Origin of the sequence: Achromobacter mucicolens, from assembly GCF_029866465.1 — a bacterium.
Classification (GTDB): Bacteria; Pseudomonadota; Gammaproteobacteria; order Burkholderiales; family Burkholderiaceae_B; genus Achromobacter; species Achromobacter mucicolens.
Genome location: NZ_CP123364.1, coordinates 1,565,488 through 1,586,154, shown reverse-complemented (window position 1 = coordinate 1,586,154; position 20,667 = coordinate 1,565,488). Strand labels below are relative to the sequence as shown.

Annotated in this window: 24 protein-coding genes; 10 read left to right on the top strand and 14 right to left on the bottom strand. The window is 65.8% G+C overall.

Annotation, left to right across the window (positions count from 1 at the left end):
- The first annotated feature begins 12 nt into the window (after positions 1–12).
- The gene (locus tag QEP15_RS07205) at positions 13–1,452 is read left to right on the top strand and encodes an aminotransferase-like domain-containing protein (RefSeq protein ID WP_062838669.1); all 1,440 of its coding nucleotides are present in this window, start codon (positions 13–15) and stop codon (positions 1,450–1,452) included.
- Positions 1,449–2,012, top strand: a complete 564-nt coding sequence (locus QEP15_RS07200) for a DedA family protein (protein WP_142049974.1) — start codon at positions 1,449–1,451, stop codon at positions 2,010–2,012. The genes QEP15_RS07205 and QEP15_RS07200 overlap by 4 nt, the downstream gene beginning before the upstream one ends.
- A 10-nt stretch (positions 2,013–2,022) precedes the next feature.
- Here the strand turns inward: QEP15_RS07200 and QEP15_RS07195 are convergent, their stop codons facing one another.
- Together QEP15_RS07195 and QEP15_RS07190 are read right to left on the bottom strand one after the other, a co-directional pair.
- Positions 2,023–2,295: a hypothetical protein gene (locus QEP15_RS07195; protein ID WP_152383820.1), complete on the bottom strand. Its 273-nt coding sequence runs from the start codon at positions 2,293–2,295 to the stop codon at positions 2,023–2,025.
- A gap of 184 nt (positions 2,296–2,479) precedes the next feature.
- Positions 2,480–2,725 (bottom strand): hypothetical protein, encoded by a 246-nt coding sequence (locus QEP15_RS07190; protein WP_056322490.1) that lies wholly within the window; start codon positions 2,723–2,725, stop codon positions 2,480–2,482.
- Positions 2,726–2,928: 203 nt separating this feature from the next.
- Between QEP15_RS07190 and QEP15_RS07185 the strand changes: the two genes are divergently transcribed.
- The 5 genes from QEP15_RS07185 (at position 2,929) to QEP15_RS07165 (ending at position 6,625) form a co-directional block, all read left to right on the top strand.
- Positions 2,929–3,534 (top strand): hypothetical protein, encoded by a 606-nt coding sequence (locus tag QEP15_RS07185; RefSeq protein ID WP_056322487.1) that lies wholly within the window; start codon positions 2,929–2,931, stop codon positions 3,532–3,534.
- Between the two features lie 78 nt (positions 3,535–3,612).
- Complete coding sequence (locus QEP15_RS07180) at positions 3,613–4,071, top strand: Lrp/AsnC family transcriptional regulator (RefSeq protein ID WP_056322485.1); 459 nt, start codon at positions 3,613–3,615, stop codon at positions 4,069–4,071.
- 83 nt (positions 4,072–4,154) lie between these two features.
- Positions 4,155–4,463, top strand: coding sequence for a hypothetical protein (locus QEP15_RS07175; RefSeq protein ID WP_056322482.1), 309 nt, complete (start codon positions 4,155–4,157; stop codon positions 4,461–4,463).
- Between the two features lie 65 nt (positions 4,464–4,528).
- Positions 4,529–5,509, top strand: coding sequence for a 4-hydroxythreonine-4-phosphate dehydrogenase PdxA (gene pdxA, locus QEP15_RS07170; protein WP_280148602.1), 981 nt, complete (start codon positions 4,529–4,531; stop codon positions 5,507–5,509).
- Positions 5,510–5,647: 138 nt separating this feature from the next.
- Positions 5,648–6,625 carry a bile acid:sodium symporter family protein gene (locus QEP15_RS07165; protein WP_152383818.1) on the top strand — a complete coding sequence of 326 codons (978 nt, stop codon included), beginning with the start codon at positions 5,648–5,650 and terminating at the stop codon, positions 6,623–6,625.
- 74 nt (positions 6,626–6,699) lie between these two features.
- On the opposite strand, the gene QEP15_RS07160 is transcribed toward QEP15_RS07165, so the two are convergent.
- The 12 genes from QEP15_RS07160 to QEP15_RS07105 all read right to left on the bottom strand — a co-directional run bounded on the left by QEP15_RS07160 (position 6,700) and on the right by QEP15_RS07105 (position 16,786).
- Positions 6,700–8,082: a replicative DNA helicase gene (locus tag QEP15_RS07160; RefSeq protein WP_056322477.1), complete on the bottom strand. Its 1,383-nt coding sequence runs from the start codon at positions 8,080–8,082 to the stop codon at positions 6,700–6,702.
- A complete protein-coding gene (locus tag QEP15_RS07155) occupies positions 8,079–8,918 on the bottom strand; it encodes an RIO1 family regulatory kinase/ATPase domain-containing protein (protein ID WP_062838664.1) in 840 nt (279 codons plus the stop codon). The genes QEP15_RS07160 and QEP15_RS07155 overlap by 4 nt, the downstream gene beginning before the upstream one ends.
- A 131-nt stretch (positions 8,919–9,049) precedes the next feature.
- Positions 9,050–9,505: a 50S ribosomal protein L9 gene (gene rplI / locus QEP15_RS07150; RefSeq protein ID WP_056322471.1), complete on the bottom strand. Its 456-nt coding sequence runs from the start codon at positions 9,503–9,505 to the stop codon at positions 9,050–9,052.
- A gap of 14 nt (positions 9,506–9,519) precedes the next feature.
- Entirely contained in the window at positions 9,520–9,792 is a 273-nt protein-coding gene (gene rpsR / locus QEP15_RS07145) for a 30S ribosomal protein S18 (protein ID WP_006218308.1), read from the bottom strand.
- A gap of 99 nt (positions 9,793–9,891) precedes the next feature.
- Positions 9,892–10,215, bottom strand: a complete 324-nt coding sequence (priB, locus tag QEP15_RS07140; RefSeq protein WP_056322469.1) for a primosomal replication protein N — start codon at positions 10,213–10,215, stop codon at positions 9,892–9,894.
- 50 nt (positions 10,216–10,265) lie between these two features.
- The gene (rpsF, locus tag QEP15_RS07135; protein WP_056322467.1) at positions 10,266–10,640 is read right to left on the bottom strand and encodes a 30S ribosomal protein S6; all 375 of its coding nucleotides are present in this window, start codon (positions 10,638–10,640) and stop codon (positions 10,266–10,268) included.
- Positions 10,641–10,826: 186 nt separating this feature from the next.
- A complete protein-coding gene (locus QEP15_RS07130) occupies positions 10,827–11,750 on the bottom strand; it encodes a DUF817 domain-containing protein (RefSeq protein WP_175156235.1) in 924 nt (307 codons plus the stop codon).
- A gap of 6 nt (positions 11,751–11,756) precedes the next feature.
- The gene (gene folE2 / locus QEP15_RS07125; protein ID WP_142049988.1) at positions 11,757–12,554 is read right to left on the bottom strand and encodes a GTP cyclohydrolase FolE2; all 798 of its coding nucleotides are present in this window, start codon (positions 12,552–12,554) and stop codon (positions 11,757–11,759) included.
- A 192-nt stretch (positions 12,555–12,746) separates the two neighbouring features.
- Entirely contained in the window at positions 12,747–14,609 is a 1,863-nt protein-coding gene (dxs, locus tag QEP15_RS07120; protein WP_175156236.1) for a 1-deoxy-D-xylulose-5-phosphate synthase, read from the bottom strand.
- A gap of 54 nt (positions 14,610–14,663) precedes the next feature.
- Positions 14,664–15,575 carry a polyprenyl synthetase family protein gene (locus QEP15_RS07115; RefSeq protein WP_056322454.1) on the bottom strand — a complete coding sequence of 304 codons (912 nt, stop codon included), beginning with the start codon at positions 15,573–15,575 and terminating at the stop codon, positions 14,664–14,666.
- A gap of 7 nt (positions 15,576–15,582) precedes the next feature.
- Positions 15,583–15,849 carry an exodeoxyribonuclease VII small subunit gene (locus QEP15_RS07110; RefSeq protein WP_056322452.1) on the bottom strand — a complete coding sequence of 89 codons (267 nt, stop codon included), beginning with the start codon at positions 15,847–15,849 and terminating at the stop codon, positions 15,583–15,585.
- Between the two features lie 82 nt (positions 15,850–15,931).
- A complete protein-coding gene (locus tag QEP15_RS07105; RefSeq protein ID WP_280148601.1) occupies positions 15,932–16,786 on the bottom strand; it encodes an IclR family transcriptional regulator in 855 nt (284 codons plus the stop codon).
- Positions 16,787–16,965: 179 nt separating this feature from the next.
- Between QEP15_RS07105 and QEP15_RS07100 the strand changes: the two genes are divergently transcribed.
- The 3 genes from QEP15_RS07100 to QEP15_RS07090 all read left to right on the top strand — a co-directional run bounded on the left by QEP15_RS07100 (position 16,966) and on the right by QEP15_RS07090 (position 20,594).
- Positions 16,966–17,934, top strand: a complete 969-nt coding sequence (locus QEP15_RS07100) for a Bug family tripartite tricarboxylate transporter substrate binding protein (RefSeq protein WP_056322447.1) — start codon at positions 16,966–16,968, stop codon at positions 17,932–17,934.
- A 213-nt stretch (positions 17,935–18,147) separates the two neighbouring features.
- A complete protein-coding gene (locus QEP15_RS07095; protein WP_056322444.1) occupies positions 18,148–19,158 on the top strand; it encodes an acyltransferase in 1,011 nt (336 codons plus the stop codon).
- A 290-nt stretch (positions 19,159–19,448) separates the two neighbouring features.
- Positions 19,449–20,594, top strand: coding sequence for an aromatic ring-hydroxylating oxygenase subunit alpha (locus QEP15_RS07090; protein ID WP_056322441.1), 1,146 nt, complete (start codon positions 19,449–19,451; stop codon positions 20,592–20,594).
- The last annotated feature ends 73 nt before the right edge of the window (positions 20,595–20,667 follow it).

Sequence of the window (20,667 nt, the reverse complement as noted above, 5' to 3'; positions counted from 1 at the left end):
CAAGATCGGCGCATGGAACCCCAACCGCTGTACCTTCGCCTGGCCAACCACTACCGGCGCGCCATCCAGACCGGCGTGCTTGCCCCCGCGCAGCGCATGCCGTCCGTCCGCACGCTGGTGCGCACGCATCATGTCAGCCTGTCCACGGCCCTGCAGGCCTGCCGCCAGCTCGAGGACGATGGCCTGATCGAGGCCCGCCCCCGCTCCGGCTACTTTGTCCTCAAACCCCGCCGCAACAGCATTCCACCCGTGTCCGAGCCGGACATCCGCCAGACGCTCGGCGCGGCGCAGTATGTCGGCATCCACGACCGCGTCTCGGACTTCATCGCCAAGTGCGAGGCCCACCCTGTCAGCGCCAACTTCGCCCTGGCTGCGGCCGTGCCGCAGGCGTATCCCATGGAGGCGCTCAAGCAGGCAATGACGCGGGCGCTGCGGCAATCGCCCGAGGTGCTGGTCAGCCCGGTGCCGCCCCAAGGGCATCCCGATCTGCGCGGGGTGCTGGCCCGCCGGGCGCTGGCCAATGGCATCAACGCGACGCCGGACGACGTCATCGTCACGCATGGCTGCATCGAAGCCCTGAATCTGGCGCTGCGCGCCGTCGCCCGGCCCGGGGACACCATCGCGGTGGAGTCGCCCGCCTACTTTGGCTTGCTGCAGATCCTGGAAAGCCTGGGAATGCGCGCGCTCGAGATCCCCACCAGCCCGCAGCATGGATTGTCGATCGAAGCCTTGGACCTGGCCTTCCAGACCCACGGCAACATCCGCGCCGTGGTTGTGGTGCCGAACTTCCAGAACCCGTTGGGCTGCGTGATGCCCGACGCGCACAAGGCGCGGCTGGTGGCCCTGTGTGAGCGCCAACAGGTGCCGCTCATCGAGGACGACACCTACGGCGCCCTGACCGACGACGACACGCCGCTGGCGGCCGCCAAATCCTGGGATGCCACCGGCAACGTCATCTATTGCTCTTCGATGCACAAGACGCTGGCGCCGGGCATGCGGCTGGGCTGGCTGCTGGGCGGCCGCTGGAAAGCCCGGATCGCCATGCTCAAGTTCGCGCAAAGCCGCCCCAACGAACCGCTGGCCCAGATCGCAGTGGCGGAGTTCATGGGGTCGCGCGCCTACGACCGCCACCTGGCCCGGCTGCGCCGCGAGTTAAAGACACAGCGCGACCTGACCGCCGAGGCCATCGCCGCGCACTTCCCGCGCGGCACGCGGCTGAGCGTGCCGCAAGGCGGCATGCTGCTCTGGGTGGAAATGCCCGCGGGCGTGTCCGGCATGGACGTCTTCGAGACCGGATTGCGGCAAGGCATACGCGTGGCGCCCGGCGCCATGTTTTCGAATGGCGCCCGTTACGACCACTTCCTGCGTATCAGTTGCGGGCAACGCATCACCCCGGAAGTCTCGCACGCACTGGTGGCGCTCGCGCGCATCGTTGAAGAAAGGACAGGATGAACGCGGCACTGCATCAATTCATCGCGGACTACGGCCTGTGGGCCGTGCTGGGCGGAACCTTCCTGGAAGGCGAAAGCGTGGTGGTGTTTGCGGGTTTCCTGGCGCACCAGGGACTGTTCCACCTGCCCTACGTCACGCTCTGCGCGTTCGCTGGCTCGTTCATGGCGGATCAGGTGCTGTTCTACGTGGGACGCCGCTACCGAGACCACCGCTACGTGCAGCGCATCCGCGCCAAGCCGGCGTTCCACAGGGCGCTGTCGGCCATCGACCGGTATCCCAACGGTTTCATCCTGGCGCTGCGCTTTCTGTATGGCTTGCGCACGGTCGGCCCCGTGGCGCTCGGCATATCCAAGGTGCCGGCCCTGCGCTACCTGGTGTTGAATGCCATCGCGGCCATGATCTGGGCGGTCTGCTTCAGTTTGCTGGGCTTCGTATTCGGACGGACGATCGAGGCGCTGCTTGGCCGCCTGCACGGCGTGGAAACCAAGCTGGCCGTCGCGGCGGCGCTAGGCGTGCTGGTGTGGCTGGCCTATCGGCTCCATGCGCGCCGCCGCGGATAGCGGCCGGCGCTCAGAAGACCAGCTTGCCGCTGGCCCGCTGCACATGGCGGCGGCGCGCCTTGCGGTACAGGGCGCCGATGACCGGCAGCCGCGCAAGGCGGCGCAGGATCGGGTGGCGCTGGTCGAAGTCGTGCCACGCCTTGAAGCCGTGGCCCATGCGCTCCCAGCTTTCCCTCGCCTCGGGGGAAAGCTTGCCGGGGTCGAACGCCGCCAGCTTTGCCGCTTCCGAAACGCGCGCCGCGAGGGCGTGGCTCCGGCCTTCCAATGAATACTGATTCCGCATGGGGCCGCATATTACCCGGGCTTGGCCCGTCGTGGCGGCCGTCCGGCTGCGCACCGCGCATGCGCCAGGGAGCCGCTTTTGACCGCTCCGCGCAAGCCGTTGTAATTAAAGGAATTTGGGCATCTATGCCCGCACTATCCCAAGGCTTGTCCACAGAACTTGTGGGTAACTGCCGCCGCGCACATCACTTCAAGGCCGTCACGACCATGTCGCGCACGCTTTCGAAACCCGCGACGTATTGCGGGTTCTCCGAGCGCGCAAGCAGGCTGGAATAGTTCTGTTCGAGCTGCGCCTCGATGGCCTCGCGCAGCCCCGGCGAACTCTTCACCAATTGCAGCACCGACAGCAGCGTGGCATTGAGCGCATCGATGCGTCCGCCCTGATGCGAGATGGTGTGCACGACGACGGCGATCTGTTCCTGGATATCCATGGTGTAAGCCTCCTGGCAATGAAATTTGGCGCAAATCCTAGCACGGCGCCCGCGCACGTCGGACGGGGGGCGCACGTGGCGTACCCCCTGCCGCGGCTAGGCAAGCACGGGGGTCGGCGCTAGCATGAAGCGTAGCCGCAAGGGCACCGCGGCGCACGCCGCCGGCGCTGCCTTCAGACGCCCGGCAAAACCGGAGCGCGCTCATGAAAACGATCCAGAATTACGTCCCGCCCAGCGCCCAGTCGCTGCAACGGCTGCAGGACAGGCTGGGCTACAGCGATGGCAAGATGGCCGAGCTGGCCGGGCTGGACGCATCGACGCCCTGGCCCAGTTATGTCGGCGGCGCCGAGCCGCGCACGCTGGGCCGGCAGCGGCTGTTCTACATGATGGCGCGCCTGACGCTGCAGGAGTCCGAATGGCAGCGCGTGCTGGCCGCCATGCGCGAGGCCGGCGCGCACTTCGATTGCCAGGATCCGCACGCTGGCGACGCGCCGCCGCCGCCCGAACCCATGGCGGACGAAGAGCGCAAGTTCGGCATGCTGCTGGTCAGCCGCAACGGCTCGTTCCACGAAATGGAGCAACTGCGTGAATTCGCGCATTTCGCCCATGAGGCGGATGTCAGCCGTTTCGTGCACAGCGCGTTCTATGACAGCGACATCGACCTGTGCCGTTTCAGCTTCGCGGACCACGACGGCCTGGACGACGCCAGCCGCGACCGCATCTTCGACGCAGCCCAGAAAACGATCACGCGCTTCGAGTTCGACGGTCGCATCTATCACGGCGGCATTCCGCCCGAGTCCGACGGCTAACCCCGCCGCATTGACGCGGGCAGGCCGGCGCCTGTACCGTCGCCACTTCGCCATCCGCCCGACGCCATCGCCCACCGCATGAACGAACGACTCGACGCCATCGACCGGCAACTGCTGAGCCTGCTGCAGGCCAATGCGCGCGAACCGGCCGCCATCCTCGCGCGCAAGCTTGGCCTGGCGCGAACCACCGTGGTGGCGCGCATTGCGCGGCTCGAGCGCGAGCGCATCGTCGCGGGCTATGGCGTGCGCCTGGGCCGGCTGCTGGAAGAGGCAGCGGTGCGGGCCTACTGCTTCATCAGCGTGCTGCCCAAGACGCCGGCGGCCGTGATCCGCGAGCTGGAAAAGATGCCCGAGGTCGAAGAGGTGTCTTCCGTCAGCGGCCCCTACGATTACCTGATCTTCCTGCGCTGCGAGACCCACGAGCAGCTGGACGCCCTGCTGGACCGCATCGGGCTCATCGACGGCGTCAAGCAGACCCAGACCTCGATCGTGCTCAGCCGCAAGGTCGACCGGCGCAGCGCGGTCGCCGCGCCCTGACCGGCGGCCTTTGCCCGGCCTGTCTTTCCGGCGGGCGCAACATGGTGGTGTAATGGGAGCCTGTCGCGAATCCTGGATTTTTCATGCTTGCTCGCCTTGCCCCTGCCGCCGCCCTCCTCGTCCTGTTGACCGCGTGTTCCAGCATGAGCGAGGTCAAGCCCCTCGAAAAAGACCAATACAGCGTCACCTACAGCTCCGGCACGCAACTGCTGAGCTGGGTCGAGATCAAGATCAAGACATTGGAGCGCGCGGACGAATACTGCCAGTCGCTTGGCCGCAAACTGGTCAAACCCAGCGTGACGTCCAACCACGCCACCGGGCTGGGCTCCAAGCGCGCCACGGTCACCTTCGAATGCGCGCCGATCGACCCGCCCAAGCCCGCCGCCCAGTAGATGCCCCCGGCGCCGTCCGGCTTCGGGTGTAGCATTTCCGCATTCCCCCTCTCTCTGCCTGCATCGTGAATACTCTTCTGCCCGTGGGCATCACCATGGGCGATGCCGCCGGCATCGGTCCCGAAATCGTCGTCAAGGCCTGCGCGCAGGGCTTGGGCGCGCCCTGTGTGGTGTATGGCGACGCGGGTGCGCTGCGCCAGGCGGCCGCGCAGCTTGGCGCCCGCCTGGACATCGTCGAGATCGCCGGCATCGGCCAGGCTCGGCCCGATGCCGGCTGCATCCAGGTGGTGGCGTGCAGCCCCGCCCTGCCGGCGGACCTGCCGTTGGGACGGGTCAGCGCGCTGGCCGGCCGCGCGGCTTACGATTACGTCTGCGCCGCCATCGACGATGCGCTCGCCGGACGCATCCGCGCCATCGTCACCGCGCCGCTGAACAAGAAGTCCATGCACGAGGCCGGCATCGATTTTCCGGGCCACACCGAAATCCTGGCCGACCGCTCCGGCACGCAGAATTTCGCGATGATGCTGGCCAATGATGAGCTGCGCGTGCTGCTGGTGACGATCCACGTCGCGCTGGCCGATGTCATGGCGCGCATCACCCCGGAATCCGAACTGACTGCGATGCGCCTGGCGCACCACGCCTGCCGCCAGATGGGAATCGCGCAGCCGCGGGTCGCCGTCGCGGGACTGAATCCGCACGCGGGCGAAGGCGGCAAGTTCGGCCGCGAAGACGTCGACATCATCGAGCCGGCCATCGCTGCCGCCCGCGCCGAAGGCATCGATGCCAGCGGCCCCTGGCCGGGCGACACCATTTTCATGCGCGCCCGCCGCGGCGAATTCGACATCGTCGTGGCGCAATACCATGACCAGGGCCTCATCCCGGTCAAGTACCTGGGCCTGGATCATGGCGTGAACGTCACCGTCGGACTGCCCTTCGTGCGCACCAGCGTTGACCACGGCACCGCGTTCGACATCGCGGGCAAGGGCCTGGCCGACCATGCTTCCCTGGTCGCGGCCTTCGACCTCGCGCTCGCGATGACGCCCTGAGCGCGTAAAAAGCCGCCGGTTGCCTCAGCGCGCGGACGATTCGCGCGGCCGCGCCACGGCCCCGCCGCGCGCCGGGTCTACAATACGCCCCGTTTCCGGCGCCCTGCGCCACCGCTTTCCGTTCTTCCCTCCCTTCCCATGTCCCGCCTCGTTCGACTCCTGCCAGACCGCTTCACCCTCTACCTGATCTGCACCGTCATCATCGCCAGTTTCCTGCCCGCGCACGGGCAAGGCGTCGTCGTGTTCGGCTGGATCACCAACGTGGCCGTGGGCCTGCTGTTCTTCCTGCACGGGGCGCGCCTTTCCCGTGAGGCCATCATCGCGGGCCTGACGCACTGGAAGCTGCACCTGACCATCTTCTCGGCGACGTTCCTGATGTTCCCGCTGCTGGGGTTGGCGCTGCAGCCGGTGCTCGAGCCGCTGGTCACGCCCGAGCTGTACCTGGGCATCCTGTTCCTGTGCTGCCTGCCGGCCACCGTGCAATCGGCCATCGCATTCACGTCCATGGCGCGCGGCAACGTCCCGGCCGCCGTGTGCAGCGCGTCGGCGTCGAGCCTGCTTGGCATCTTTCTCACGCCCCTGCTGGTTGGCACGGTCGTGGCCAACGCCGGCAGCGCGCCGATCTCGTTCGATGCGGTCGGCAAGATCATGCTGCAACTGCTGCTGCCGTTCGTGCTGGGCCAGTTCGCGCGGCGCTGGATCGGCGCCTGGGTCCACAAGCGCAAGGCCATGCTCAAATTCGTCGACCAGGGCTCGATCCTGCTGGTGGTCTACACGGCATTTTCCGAAGCCATCAACGAAGGCCTGTGGAGCAGCACTCCCATCCCCGCGCTGGTTGGCCTGGTCGTCTGCTGCGGCGTGATCCTGGCGCTGGCGCTGGGCCTGTCGGCCCTGGCCGGCAGGATTTTTGGATTCAGCATCGAAGACCGCATCACGCTGCTCTTTTGCGGCTCGAAAAAGAGCCTGGCCAGCGGCATTCCGATGGCTCAGGTGCTTTTCGCCGGCCACGCCGTGGGTGCGGTGGTGCTGCCGCTGATGCTGTTCCATCAGATCCAGTTGATGGTCTGCGGCGTGCTGGCGGCCCGCTACGGCAAGCGGCCGGATGCGCAGCACTGATCGCTGTCCAGAATGAAAAAAGCCGCGCTTACACTGCGCGGCTTTTTTATTGGGCGGCAGCTGTCGCCAGAGGATCAGTACATGTCCCGCGGCTGCGCGCCGGAGAAGTTCAGGAAGCGCGTGCTGGAGCCCTGGAACGTCAGGCGCACCGTGCCGATGGGACCGTTACGCTGCTTGCCGATGATGATCTCGGCCGTGCCCTTGTCCGGCGAATCCGGGTTGTAGACTTCGTCGCGATAGATGAACAGGATCACGTCCGCGTCCTGTTCGATAGCGCCCGATTCACGCAGGTCGCTCATCACGGGACGCTTGTTGGGGCGCTGCTCCAGGCTTCGGTTCAGCTGCGACAGCGCGATCAGCGGGCAGTTCAGTTCCTTGGCCAGACCCTTGAGCGAGCGGCTGATTTCCGACACTTCGGTGGCACGGTTTTCGCCGGAGCCGTTGCCCGACATGAGCTGCAGGTAGTCGATGATGATGAGGCCGAGCTGGCCGCACTGGCGCGCCAGACGGCGAGCGCGGGCGCGCACTTCCATCGGGCTGAGCGCGGGCGATTCGTCGATGTAGACCTGCGCGTCCTGCATGAGCTGCACGGCGTGGGTGACGCGCGGCCAGTCTTCGGCGATCAGCTTGCCGGTACGCATGCGGTGCTGGTCCAGCAGCCCCACGGAACCCAGCATACGCATGGCGAGCTGAACCGCGCCCATTTCCATGGAGAACACCGCCACAGGCAGGCCCTCTTCGATGGCGACGTGTTCGCCGATGTTCATGGAGAACGAGGTCTTGCCCATCGACGGGCGTCCCGCCACGATGATGAGGTCCCCGCCCTGCATGCCGGACGTCATCTTGTCCAGGTCGGTAAAGCCCGTGGGCACGCCCGTCACGTCGGACGTGCTCTCGCGGTGATAGAGCTCGTCGATGCGCTCGACCACCTGGGTCAAGAGCGGCTGGATCTCCTGGAAGCCCGCGGCGCCGCGCGCGCCTTCCTGGGCGATCTTGAACACCTTGGACTCGGCCTCGTCCAGCAGTTGGCGCGCTTCCTTGCCCTGCGGGTTCATGGCGGCCGAAGAGATTTCGTCGGCGATGGACACCAGCTTGCGCAGCATGGCGCGCTCGCGCACGATCTCGCCGTAGCGGCGGATGTTGGCGGCGGACGGCGTGTTGTGCGCCAGCGCGTTCAGGTACGCCAGCCCGCCGGACTCTTCGGCCTTGCCCGCGCTGACGAGGGATTCGTGCACGGTGATGACGTCGGCCGGGCGCGCCAGACCGATCAGGCGAGCGATGTGGTGCCAGATCAGCCGGTGGTCGTGCCGGTAGAAGTCTTCTTCGAGGAGCACGTCCGCGATGCGGTCCCATGCGGCGTTGTCCAGCAGCAGTCCGCCCAGGACCGACTGCTCGGCCTCGATGGAATGGGGAGGGACGCGCAGGTACTCGAGCTGGGAATCGGCGGGTGTGTTCATGGCTTCAATAGTAACGGCTGCAGGATATCCGCGACGCGGAAAAACCCTTGGATATCGCGCGAGGGAAAGCGGGCGAGGACCGGGCGCAGGGGCATGGCGATGCCGCACAGCACGCGCGCCAGCCGCTTCAAGCGGATGCGCACTTCGGGATCCGGATTGCTCTCCAGGTAGACGTCCAGCGCCAGCTTGCCCAGCGACCTGGCGTCGTCGTCTTCGAGTTTACGCAAGGAGACCAGCGAGGCCAGCATCTGGAACAGGTCATACGCTTGCGCAAGCGGCCGGGACAGCGTCGCGCCGATGTTTTCCTCGAAGTCGATGCGCCAGATCTCGCCGTCGCGCAACGTCACGTTGCGGATCTGCGCCCCGCCATGCCACATGCCGCGCACATGGAAAGCGGCCAGGTCGGCCGCGGCGGCGCGCGTGAGCCACAGGCGCGAGGTGGAGTCTTCGTTGCGGATGAGATCGGCCAGGTCTTCGCCCACGAACTCCAGCACAAGCAGGTTCTGCTCGCGCCACCAGACTTCCGGGACACGGGCCCCGGCTTGCAGCAACTGCGCCAGACGCTGCCCTTCGTGGGCCAGGCCATTGCGCAGCAGCACGCTGGGGCGCGGAAACTCGCCCAGGAACACTTTGCAGCCCACGGCGAGGAACAACGCGCGCACGTAGCGCAGGACATAGCTCACGCCCTGCAGGATGCCGGGCCGGCGCCGCTTGATGATGCAGCGCACGCCATCTATCGTCACATCGCGCACCGAAGGTTCACGCGACGCATCCACGCTGTCGAGCCAGGCTCGCAATCCGGGCGGGGCGTTGTGGTGGACAGGCGGATGAGTCAAGAGGTCCTCGGGAATGACAGCGTACAGCGAGGGTGTGGGGCCACGCACCCTTCAGCAGAAAATGGGCCCATTGCCGCGAAAAGAAAAAAAGCCGGCGCGCGGGCCGGCTTCTTTTTACCGCGACTGCCGGATCAGGACAGTTCGCCTTCGACCAGCACCGTGATGTCGACCACGACGTCGGCGTGCAGGGCGACCTGGACCGGGTACTCGCCGATGGCCTTGAGCTGACCATTGGGCAGACGGACCTGAGCCTTTTCGACGGCTTCGAACGAAGCCTTCTTCAGACCTTCGGCGATGTCGGCGTTGGTGACCGAACCGAACAGACGGCCGTCGACGCCGGCCTTCTGAACGATCTTGAGCTGGTAGCCGTTCATGCGCTCGCCCAGCGCTTGGGAAGCGGCCAGCTTTTCAGCCTGGGCCTTTTCCAGTTCGGCGCGGCGGGCTTCGAATTCCTTCAGGGCGGCGTCGGTTGCGCGACGGGCCTTCTTCTGGGGAATCAGGAAGTTGCGGGCGTAGCCATCACGCACGCGCACGACTTCACCCAGGTTGCCCAGGTTGACGACTTTTTCGAGCAGAATAACTTGCATTTCAGTGCCCCGGATTAGTTGTGGTTGTCGGTGTAAGGCAACAGAGCCAGGAAGCGCGCGCGCTTGATGGCGGTGTCCAGCTGGCGCTGGTAGATTGCCTTGGTGCCGGTCAGGCGAGCCGGGATGATCTTGCCGTTTTCTTGCACGAAGTCGCGCAGGGTGTCCAGATCCTTGTAGTCGATCTCTTCGACGCCGGCTGCGGTGAAGCGGCAGAACTTACGACGCTTGAAGAGCGGGTTCTGCTGCGTGAATTTGCGTTTTTCTTTGCGTTTTCCGAAGAAAGCCATGATATGTGCCTTTATGTTTGAGGGGACTGGGTCATTGCCCACTTCCCCATAACCTATCCGTATTCAGAAGGCGCTCTCGCACCCTGGGTCTCATTCGCTTCAAGCCACCTGCGGATCGCGTCCGGCGCTTGCCTTGATCTTGCGTGCCTGCTGCAGATGCAGCTTGATCTTCACCGAGTCCTTGCGGGTGGGAGCCAAAAACCCCTGCACCAGCAATTCGGACCCTAACGCGGTGTCCTTCAACAGCAGCGCCAGATCTCCCAGTGCCACGGCGGCGATCGTCAGTTCGACACGGCGCGGGTGGCCGGCTTCGATGACCTCCGACTCGTGCGCCAGCAGCATTTCGAGTGCTGGCAGACCGGCGGGCGTGTGGCGCAAAGGCTCGCATTCGAGAACGCGTGCGCTGAGTTCCAGCTTGTTCATCCTGCCTGGTACCGAGGGGACTTGATGCGATGAGCTCTGCGTGAGCGTGCTTACTCGGCCTGAGCCGGGGCAGCTTCCGCCGAAGCCTTGCGGGCTTCTTCGCGCTCGACCGACTTCATCATGATCGACGGGGTGGTCTGGGCCTTCTTGGTCTTGATGACCAGGTGGCGCAGCACGGCGTCGTTGTAGCGGAACGAGTGTTCCAGCTCATCCAGCGTGGCTTGGCCGCACTCGATGTTCAGGCAGACGTAGTGAGCCTTGACGAGCTTCTGGATCGGGTAGGCCAGTTGACGGCGGCCCCAGTCTTCCAGGCGATGGATCGAGCCGCCTTGGCCCGTGACCAGTGCTTGGTAACGCTCGACCATGGCGGGCACTTGCTCGCTTTGGTCGGGGTGAACGATAAACACTACTTCGTAGTGACGCATGGGTAAAACTCCTTGAGGATGTCTTGCTGGCAGTTCGTCTTGCACCCGCGCTTTCCATCATGGGTGGATCAAGGATCATCGACGATCGCCGCAAGGGGCAGCCCGCTACCCAAAAACCATGGGCGGTCGAGCAAGAAAGCTCTCGATTATCACCGATTGAGCGATCCCGTGCAAGCCGATGAAAGCTCAGGAAATAAGGGACGCGTTACCGGCAGACGCCTGCCCGTCGGCGGCGGGCAGATCGGCCTGGCCAATGGGCCGCGGCCGGTTCACGGCGCTGACCATGACGTAGCTGATGATCATCAGCAGGAACCACGAGCCCAGCTTGGCGATGGACACCACCTGCCACACGTGCGACTGGTTGGGATAGCGCCACGCATTGGCGAAGGTGCCGATATTCTCGGCGAACCAGATGAACAGCGCCACCAGCACGAAGCCCAAGAGGAGCGGCATGCGCCGGTAGACCTGCCAGATCCGGAAATACACCCACGTGCGCGCGAACAGCATGGCCGTCATCGCGAACAGCGCCCACCGGAAGTCCCAGACGTAATGGTGCGCGAAGAAATTCAGGTAGATCAGCACCGACAGCGCCACCGTCGCGGCCAGCGGCGGATGCGCCCGAAAGCGAAAGTCGAAGAGGCGCCACACACGGGCAAGATAGCTGCCCACCGCGGCATACATGAAACCCGTGAAGAGCGGCACGCCGCCAATGCGCAGCACGCTCGCCTCGGGATAGATCCACGAGCCGGCGGCGGTCTTGAAGATTTCCATGCAGGTGCCGACCACATGGAACATCAGGATCACGCGGGCCTCGCTCCAGGTTTCCATGCGCAGCGCGAGCAACGCGGCCTGGATGCCCAGCGCGGCAAGCGTCAGGAAGTCGTAGCGCGCCAGGGCGGCATCCTTGGGATACCACCAGTGCGTGCCCAGCAGCAGCGCGCACATCAGGCCGCCAAAAAGACAGGCCCACGCCTGCTTCACGCCAAAGCGGAAGAACTCGTACAGCGCCACGCCAAGGCGGCCCCGGCTGGCCAGATTGCTGGCCAGCCGCGCTTCCCATTGCTGCAGACCGGCAATGAGCGGCCAGTCGCTGGCCGCCGGATGGCGCATCGGCGCTCAGCCTTCGACGACGGCGTATGCCGAGTGGTTGTGAATGGACTCGAAGTTCTCGGCTTCGACGCGATAGCGCGCGATGCCGGGATGGGCGTTCAGGCGGGCGGCCACGTCGCGCACCAGGTCTTCGACGAACTTGGGGTTGTCGTAGGCGCGCTCGGTGACGAACTTTTCGTCGGGGCGCTTGAGCAGGCCCCACAGTTCGCAGGAGCCTTCGTCTTCGATCAGGCGGATCACGCCGTCCATCGAGATGTCTTCGTTCAGGATGGCCGAGACCGTGACGTGCGAACGCTGGTTGTGCGCGCCGTACTCGGAGATGGCCTTGGAACACGGGCACAGGCTGGTGACGGGCACCTGCACCACGAGCTCGAACTCGACCCGGTCAGCCTGTGCGCGCGCGATCCACTGGACCTCGTAGTCGAGCAGACTCTGCACGCCTGAGATCGGCGCGGACTTGTTGATGAAGTACGGGAACGAAGCCGTGATGTCGCCGCGCTCGGCATGCAAGAGAGGCAGCATGTCGGCCGCCATGGTGCGGAACAGCGCCGGCGTCATGGGCGTGCTGCGGTATTTTTCGAGCAGGGCCACGAAGCGGGACATGTGCGTGCCCTTTTCTTCGGGCGGCAGGGCCACGGTCAGCGTCCAGTTGGCGACCGTGCCTTGCGCCGAGCCGTCGCCGCTTTGAACCAGCATGGGGTGACGCACGCCGCGGATGCCGACGCGCTGGATCGGGATATGCCGCGTGTCCGTGGCGCTCTGGACGTCGGGCATCACGATGGCGGGGTCGATCGGAGAATTCATTTCGGCTTACCTGTCCGGGCCCGGTGCGCCGTGGAGCGACCCGCCCAGTTGTCTTGAAAGGGGCTAATTATCGCCCACCCGCAGGCGATCGGGAGCGGTAACCCTGTGGCCCGCATGCCCGAGGGGCCGGAACAGTGTGTTTCATCCTTGCGGCTGAGGGCGCGCGCCCTCGGCCGCAAGCATGAAGCCGGCTCAGGCCAGCAGGCTGGCGTAACGCGCGCGGATCGACTGTTCGATGCCGGCGGCATCCAGACCCAGGCCGGCCAGCAGGGCCGATTGTTCGCCGTGGTCGATGAATTCGTCCGGCAGGCCCAGTTGCAGCACCGGGATCAGCACGCCGGCCGCGCTCAGCACTTCCAGCACCGCGCTGCCCGCGCCGCCCATGATGCAGGCGTCTTCCACGGTGACGAGCGCGTCGTGGCGGCTCGCGAGATCCAGGATCAGGTCGCGGTCGATCGGCTTGACGAAACGCATGTCGGCCACGGTGGCATCCAGCTTGCCGGCGGCGCCCAGCGCTGCCTGCACCAGCGTGCCAAAACCCAGGATGGCGATCTTCTTGCCTTCGCGCCGCACGATGCCCTTGCCCAGTTCAACGGTATCCAGGGCTTCGGCTTCCGCCGCGCCGCAGCCCGCGCCGCGCGGATAGCGCACCGACGCCGGACCCGGGTACTGATAACAGGTGGACAGGAGCAGACGGGTTTCGTTTTCGTCAGAGGGCGTGGCCACCACCATGTTGGGCACGCAGCGCAGGAACGCGATGTCGTAGTTGCCCGCGTGCGTGGCGCCGTCCGCGCCCACGATGCCGGCGCGATCCAGGGCGAAGGTCACGTCCAGGTTCTGCAGGGCGACGTCATGGATGAACTGGTCGTAGCCGCGCTGCATGAAGGTGGAGTAGATGGCGACGACGGGCTTCTGCCCCTCGCACGCCACGCCGGCCGCGAACGTGACGGCATGCTGTTCGGCGATGCCCACGTCGAAATACCGCTGCGGAAAGCGTTGTTCGAATTCGACCAGGCCACTGCCTTCGCGCATGGCCGGCGTGACGGCCACCAGACGCGCGTCCTCTTGGGCCGTGTCGCACAGCCACTTGCCGAACACCTGCGTGAAGGTGCGCTTGCCCGGCGCCTTGGACTGCAGGATGCCGACGGCCGGATCGAACTTGCCGGGACCGTGATAAAGCACCGGGTCGGCTTCGGCCAGTTTGTAGCCCTGGCCCTTGCGCGTGACGACGTGCAGGAACTGCAGGCCCTCCAGGGCCTTCAGGTTCTGCAGCGTGGGGACCAGCGCGTCCAGGTCGTGGCCGTCGATGGGGCCGACGTAGTTGAAGCCGAATTCCTCGAACAGCGTGGCGGGCGTGACCATGCCCTTGGCGTGTTCCTCGAAGCGGCGCGCCAGCTCCAGCACCGGGGGCACATGCTGCAGCACTGCCCGGCCCACATTCTTGGCCGTGGCGTAAAAGCGTCCGGACATCAGGCGCGCCAGATACCGGTTCAGCGCCCCCACGGGCGGCGAGATCGACATGTCGTTGTCGTTCAGGATCACCAGCAGGTTGATGTCGGGCGTGACGCCCGCGTTGTTCATGGCCTCGAACGCCATGCCGGCCGACATGGCGCCGTCGCCGATCACCGCGATGTGCTGGCGCTGCACGCCCGCATTGCGCGAGGCGACCGCCATGCCCAGTGCCGCCGAGATCGACGTGGACGAGTGCGCGGTGCCGAAGGCGTCGTACTCGGATTCGCTGCGCTTGGGGAAACCGGAGATGCCGCCCTGCTGGCGCAGCTTGGCCATGCCGGCCCGGCGTCCCGTCAGGATCTTGTGCGGATAGGACTGATGGCCGACGTCCCAGACGATGCGGTCATGCGGCGTGTCGAACACCTGATGCAGCGCCAGCGTGAGTTCGACGGTGCCCAGGTTGGACGACAGGTGACCGCCCGTTTTGGATACCGACTCCAGCACGAAGCCACGCAGTTCGTCGGCGAGCTTTTTCAGTTCGCGACGATCCAGGCGCTTGAGGTCAGCCGGCGATTGAATGCGGTCCAGTAAATCTGTCGTCATGCTTTTATGGGGTTCGTTGGCCCGGCCTACCAGGAAGGCCGGGCTGATCTCGGATCAGCGGTCTCGAAGAACGATGAAGTCGGCAAGCTGGGCCAGTCGCCCGCCGGCGTCGCCCAGCGGCGCCAGGGCGGCCAGCGCCGTCACGCGCAGTTCCTCGGCGAAGGCCCGCGCTGCGTCAAGGCCCAGCAGGGAAACATAGGTGGGCTTGTTTTCGGCGGCGTCCTTGCCGGGCGTCTTGCCCAGGCTGGCGCTGTCCGCGGTGACGTCCAGAATGTCGTCGACCACCTGGAACGCCAGGCCCATGGCCTGCGCGTAGGCATCCAGCGCCTGGCGCGAGGCCGAGCTGGCGCCCGCCACGATGCCGCCCAACGCCACGCTGCACGCCAGCATCGCGCCGGTCTTCATGCCGTGCATCGTCTGAAGTTCGTCGCGCGACAGCGCGCGGCCGACGCTGAACAGATCGATGGCCTGCCCGCCCGCCATGCCACGGCTGCCGGCGGCGCGCGCCAGCGACTGGGTGGCCTGGACGATCAGCGCCGGCGCAATCGGCATGGAGGCGACCAGCTCGAACGCCAGCGGCTGCAACGCGTCGCCCGCCAGCATGGCGGTGGCTTCGTCGAACTGCACGTGCGTGGTGGGCCGGCCGCGGCGCAGCGTGTCGTCGTCCATGCAGGGCAGATCGTCATGGATCAGCGAGTAGGCGTGGATCAGTTCGACGGCGGCCGCCGCACGGTCCAGCGAGGCCTCGATGGCCAGCACGCTGCCACTGACGGGGCAGGCCTGGCCGGCGGCATAGACCAAAGCGGCCCGCACGCGCTTGCCGCCGCCAAGCACGGCGTAACGCATGGCTTCGTGCAAACGGGCAGGCGCCAGGTCCGCCGGCGGCAGCAGGTCGTCGAGCACGTCTTCGACATGCAGCGCACGGCCTTGCAACCACTCGGGAAAAGCGAGTTGAATTTGCTTCATCGGCTTCTTATTCGTCGTCCAGCGCCGCGGGATCCAGCGGCCGGAGCAGGCCGCCCTCGAGGACCTTGACCTGCTGCTCAGCCTGGGCCAGTCGTTCCTGGCAAACCCGTGTGAGCGCCACACCGCGCCGGTAGGCAGCCAGCGACTGCTCGAGCGGCAACGATCCGTCTTCCATGGCCGCGACCAGCGATTCCAGTTCGGCCAGCGCCGTTTCGAAATCCTGGGGCAAGGGACGATCGTCGTTCTGCGGATCAGCTTGAGTGGGTTTGGCCAAACGGGCCTCCGGGGCACTAGGGGGTGGATTAATCCGTGAATTGTACGAGATAGCCAAGCGCGGCCCGCAAGGGCCCCGCGCGCTAGGCCGGCGCCCCCGCCAGGCCTGCCACGGCATCCAGAAGCGCCGGGGCCACGCGGTCGCGAAGGAGCGAGGCCTCGAGCAGGCTGGCCGGTCCGCCGCAGCTCATGACGAAGACGCCCTCGCCCGTGATCGACGTGAACGGCACGGCGACGGCGTTGATGCCGGACTGCCATTCGCCGATTGCGAAGCAGCAGCCGGTTTGCGCGATTTCGGCGCGCGCCCGCGCAATGGTCTCGGCGGCTGGGGCGCCCTGGTCCAGACGCGCGAGGACGGCGTCGCACTCGTCGGCGGGCAGACTGGCGAGATAGGCGCGCCCCATGGCGCTGTCCAACGTGGCGCGGTAACCCACGGGCAAGCGCAAGTACAGCGCCGACGAGCCGTGGATGGCTTCGACGTAGGTCATGGCATCGCCGTCGAAGGCGCCCAGGGCCACGGCGCCACCGGTCTCGCGCGCCAGGTCGGTCATCGAAGCCTTGGCAAGCTCACGCACCTCGAGTCCCGCAAGCAGGCCGAATCCCAGCGCCAGCACACCATAGCCAGGCGAGTACTTGCCGGTGTCGGGGTGGTAGCGCAGATAACCCAGTTCAGTGAGCGTGTAGGTGATGCGGCTGATGGTGGGCTTGGGCAAGCCGGTCAGGCGCGCCAGGTCCAGGTTGCCCAGCGCGGCCACGCCGTGCCGGAAGCACCGCAGCACGTCCAGGCCCCGCGCCAGCGCCGTGATGAAGTCGGGCGAATGGGCGCCTTCTCCCGAGCCGGCGGCGCGCTTGCGGCGCGCGGGCAGGCTCAATTCAAGCTTCTGGTCCGGCTTGGACGGCGGGAGGGCGGCGCGCTTGCCGCCAGAAAATGATTGCATTTCTATACGCTTCGTTTTTATAGTTTATTTCGAATGACAAAATTAAATTCCATATGACGGAATTTAGAGCATCCAAGGAGACCTGGCAAGCGGCCCGATGTTCGCACCCGGCGTGCGTATCAAGTCAGCCAAGCCAGGCCCGTCGATCCACTCTGACCACGCGATTTCAAGGGGAAAACATGATTCGCAACAGCTTCAAACTGCTCGCCACCCTGATGCTCAGCGCTGCCGCGCTGGGCGCGCAGGCCGATACGTATCCGGCGCGGCCGATCAAGGTGATTTCGCCCTTCCCGGCCGGCGGCGCCACCGACGTGCTGACGCGCGTGCTGGCCGAGCGGATGGCCAAGAACCTGGGCCAGTCGATGATCGTGGAGAACAAGGCTGGCGCGGGCACGTCCATCGGCGCCGCCTACGTCTCGCGCGAAGCGCCGGACGGCTACACCATCCTGATGGCCACGAACTCCACGCTGGTGACCAACCGCTATCTCTATAAGGAACTGCCCTACGACCCGGACAGCTTCGCCAAGATCGGCATGGTCGGCGTCGGCCCGCTGGTCCTGCTGTCCACGCCGAAGCGCCCGTTCAACAACACCCAGGACGTGGTGGCCTACGCCAAGCAGAATCCGGGCAAGCTGACGTTCGCCACGTTCGGTCCGGGCACCTCGTCGCACCTGGCCGGTGAACTGTTCAAGGAACGCGCTGGCATCGACATCCTGCACGTGCCGTTCAAGGGCGCCACGCAGGCCCTGCCCGCCCTGATCAGCGGCGATGTGGACCTGTTCTTCGACATGGTGGCCACCGGCATGCCGCAGGCCGACGCCGGCAAGGTCAAGGTCTTCGCGATCACCAGCCCCAAACGCCTGGCGACGCAGCCCAACCTGGGCACGCTGGCTGAACAGGGCTACCCGTCGTTCGACATGACCGCCTGGTTCAGCTTCGTTGCACCCAAGGGCACGCCGGCCCCCGTGGTCGAACGCCTGCAGGCCGCACTGACCGAAACGCTGCAGGACGAAGCCGTGAAAAAGCGCCTGCTGGACATGGGCATCGACCCGCGTTCGGGCACCGCCGCCGAACTGGACAAGCAGATCAAGACCGAGCAGCCCATCGTGTCGCAGCTCATCAAGCAGGCCAACATCGTCCTGCAGTAAGCCTCGACCCGCCGGTTTCGTGACAAAACGTTCGCGGACCGCCGGCCCGCGATCGGCCTGCCCGCGGCTCAGCTGCGGGCAGGCCCCTTCCCCCCGACAGCGCCCTCCCGGCCCTGTCGGTTTTTTACGCGCGGGTTAACCCCTGGATACAGAAATCGGCGTGGCGCCGCTGATAAGGTAAGGCGAGAAGAAGCCGAACCATCCGGGAGCCCGATGCCTCACTCCGAAGACCGATACGCCCGCCTTGACTCAGCCCGATGGCTGGCTGCGCTGGCCGTCGTTCTGCTGCACAGCGCGGCACTCATCGTCAGCGATCCCGCCGCGCACGGCCGCGGCGCATGGCTGGCTGCCAACCTGTATGACTCGGCCGCGCGCTGGTGCGTGCCCGTCTTCGTGATGGTGAGTGGCGCCCTGCTGCTCGATCCCGACAAGCCGCACGATGCGCGGCGCTTCTACAGCAAACGCATGGCGCGGATCTGCGCGCCGCTGCTGTTCTGGACGCTCTTCTACCTGGCGTGGCGCACCGGCCTGGATTGGTGGGACGACGGACGCGTGGACTTTTCGTTCTGGCCGCGCAAGGTCGCGCAGGGCGAGCCCTACTACCACCTGTGGTACCTGTACATGATCGTCGGCCTGTACCTGTTCGCGCCGCTGGTGCGGGTGCTGTATGCGCGCAGCACGCCGAAGGCGCGCGCGTTGTGGGTCGTGGGCATCCTGGGGGTGGCAATCCTTGACGCCCTGTATCGCCGCGCGCTGGGCGCGCCGCATGGTTTTTTCCTGACGTGGTTCCTGCCCTATCTGGGCTACTTCGTCGCCGGCCGCCTGATCTTTGACGGCGAGATGCGCGTGCCGCGCCCGGGCCTGATGCTTGCCGCCACCGTGGCCGCGACGGCGATGGGCGTGACGATCATGTCCAACGGCCACGTGCTGGACACCTACTTTTACGACTACTTCAGCCTGACGGTCCCGTTCATGTCGCTGGCCGCGTTCCAATGGATCGTGTCCTCGCCGCGGCTGCCCAGGCTTGCCGCGCTGGCCCCGCTGACCTTTGGCGTCTATCTCATCCATCCAGTCTTCCTGGATGTCGCGCGCCGCGCGGGCGCCTTTTCCGGCGGGGACCGCGATGTGTGGGCAGTGCCCTTGCTGACGATGATGGTGTTTGCGTTGTCAGCCGCCAGCAGCTGGCTGCTGCGCCGTCATCCGGCCACGCGCCGCCTCGTCTGAAAGACCTACGGATTAAGGGGTTAATCGCGCTTTGCGCCGGGTCAACGCCACCCGCAGATTGCCTCGATAAGCCGGGGGGATTGCCCCGGGCGTCGCACAGGCCCTTGGGGTACAATTCACGGCTTACTTGATCGGCCAGACACCGATTTTTCTTCGCGCCAGAACGGATTCAACCAGGCTCGAATTCACGAACAAGACCCGCCGGAACCGCCGCCGGGATCCTGGACTTGAACAAAAGCACCTGGCAAGGCTCAAACCGTCCTGGCTTTTTTATCCGAGCGGAGGGAATCATGACCGACATCGGTCGGATGGCACATGTCGTGCCAGCTCGCACCCAGCTACCCGTCAGCGCATATTTTGACGAAGCCCTCTTTGCCCGCGAGCAAGAACTCATTTTCAAGCAATCCTCGCTTTATGTCGGCCACCAGAAATTGGTGCCCGAAATCGGGGATTGGCGTACGTTGGTCCAGGAAAACGGAGGGCGCTCGCTGGTTCGCAACCAGCACGGCGTCGAACTCATCTCAAATGTCTGCCGCCACCGTCAGGCACTGATGCTTGGCGGCCAGGCCGGCAACGTGGCCGGCAACTGCAACACGCACGGCAACCTGAAGGCCACGGGCGGCAATATTGTCTGCCCGCTGCATCGCTGGACGTACAACAACCAGGGTGAGTTGTTGGGCGCGCCGCAGTTCGAGACCACGCCCTGCATGAACCTGCAGAAGTTCCGCCTGCGCGATTGCCACGGGCTGCTCTTCGAAGGCCCGCGCGATCCGGCCGCCGACATGGCGCCGCTGTTTGCGCGTCCCGAATTCGACTTCGGCGACTACGTGCTGGACCACGTTGAAGTGCATCAGTGCAACTACAACTGGAAGACCTTCATCGAGGTCTACCTCGAGGACTACCACGTCGGCCCGTTCCATCCCGGACTGGGGCGTTTCGTCACATGCGACGACCTGACCTGGGAGTTCAACGACTGGTACAGCCTGCAGAAGGTGGGCGTGCACAATGCGCTGGCGCAACCCGGCTCGGACGTCTACAAGCAGTGGCACGACCGCCTGCTGTCGTTCCGCGAAGGCGACGCCCCCGACTTCGGCGCCGTGTGGGTCACGTACTTCCCGACGCACATGATCGAGCTCTATCCGCACGTGCTGGTGCTGTCCACGCTGTACCCGAAGGGCCCGCAGGAAACGGTGAACGTGGTCGAGTTCTACTACCCCGAGGAAATCGCCGCCTTCGAGCGCGAATTCGTCGAGGCGCAGCGTGCGGCCTACATGGAAACGGCCATCGAGGACGACGAAATCGCCGAACGCATGGACGCTGGCCGCAAGGCATTGATGCTGCGCGGCGTGAACGAGACCGGTCCCTACCAGTCACCCATGGAAGACGGCATGCAGCACTTTCATGAGTGGTACCGCCGCATCATGCAAGCGGTGTAGTTCCCCTGCCCCGGCTTGCAAGACAAAGGGCCTCGCGACATCGGTTCCGATTCGCGAGGCCCTTTTTTCGTCT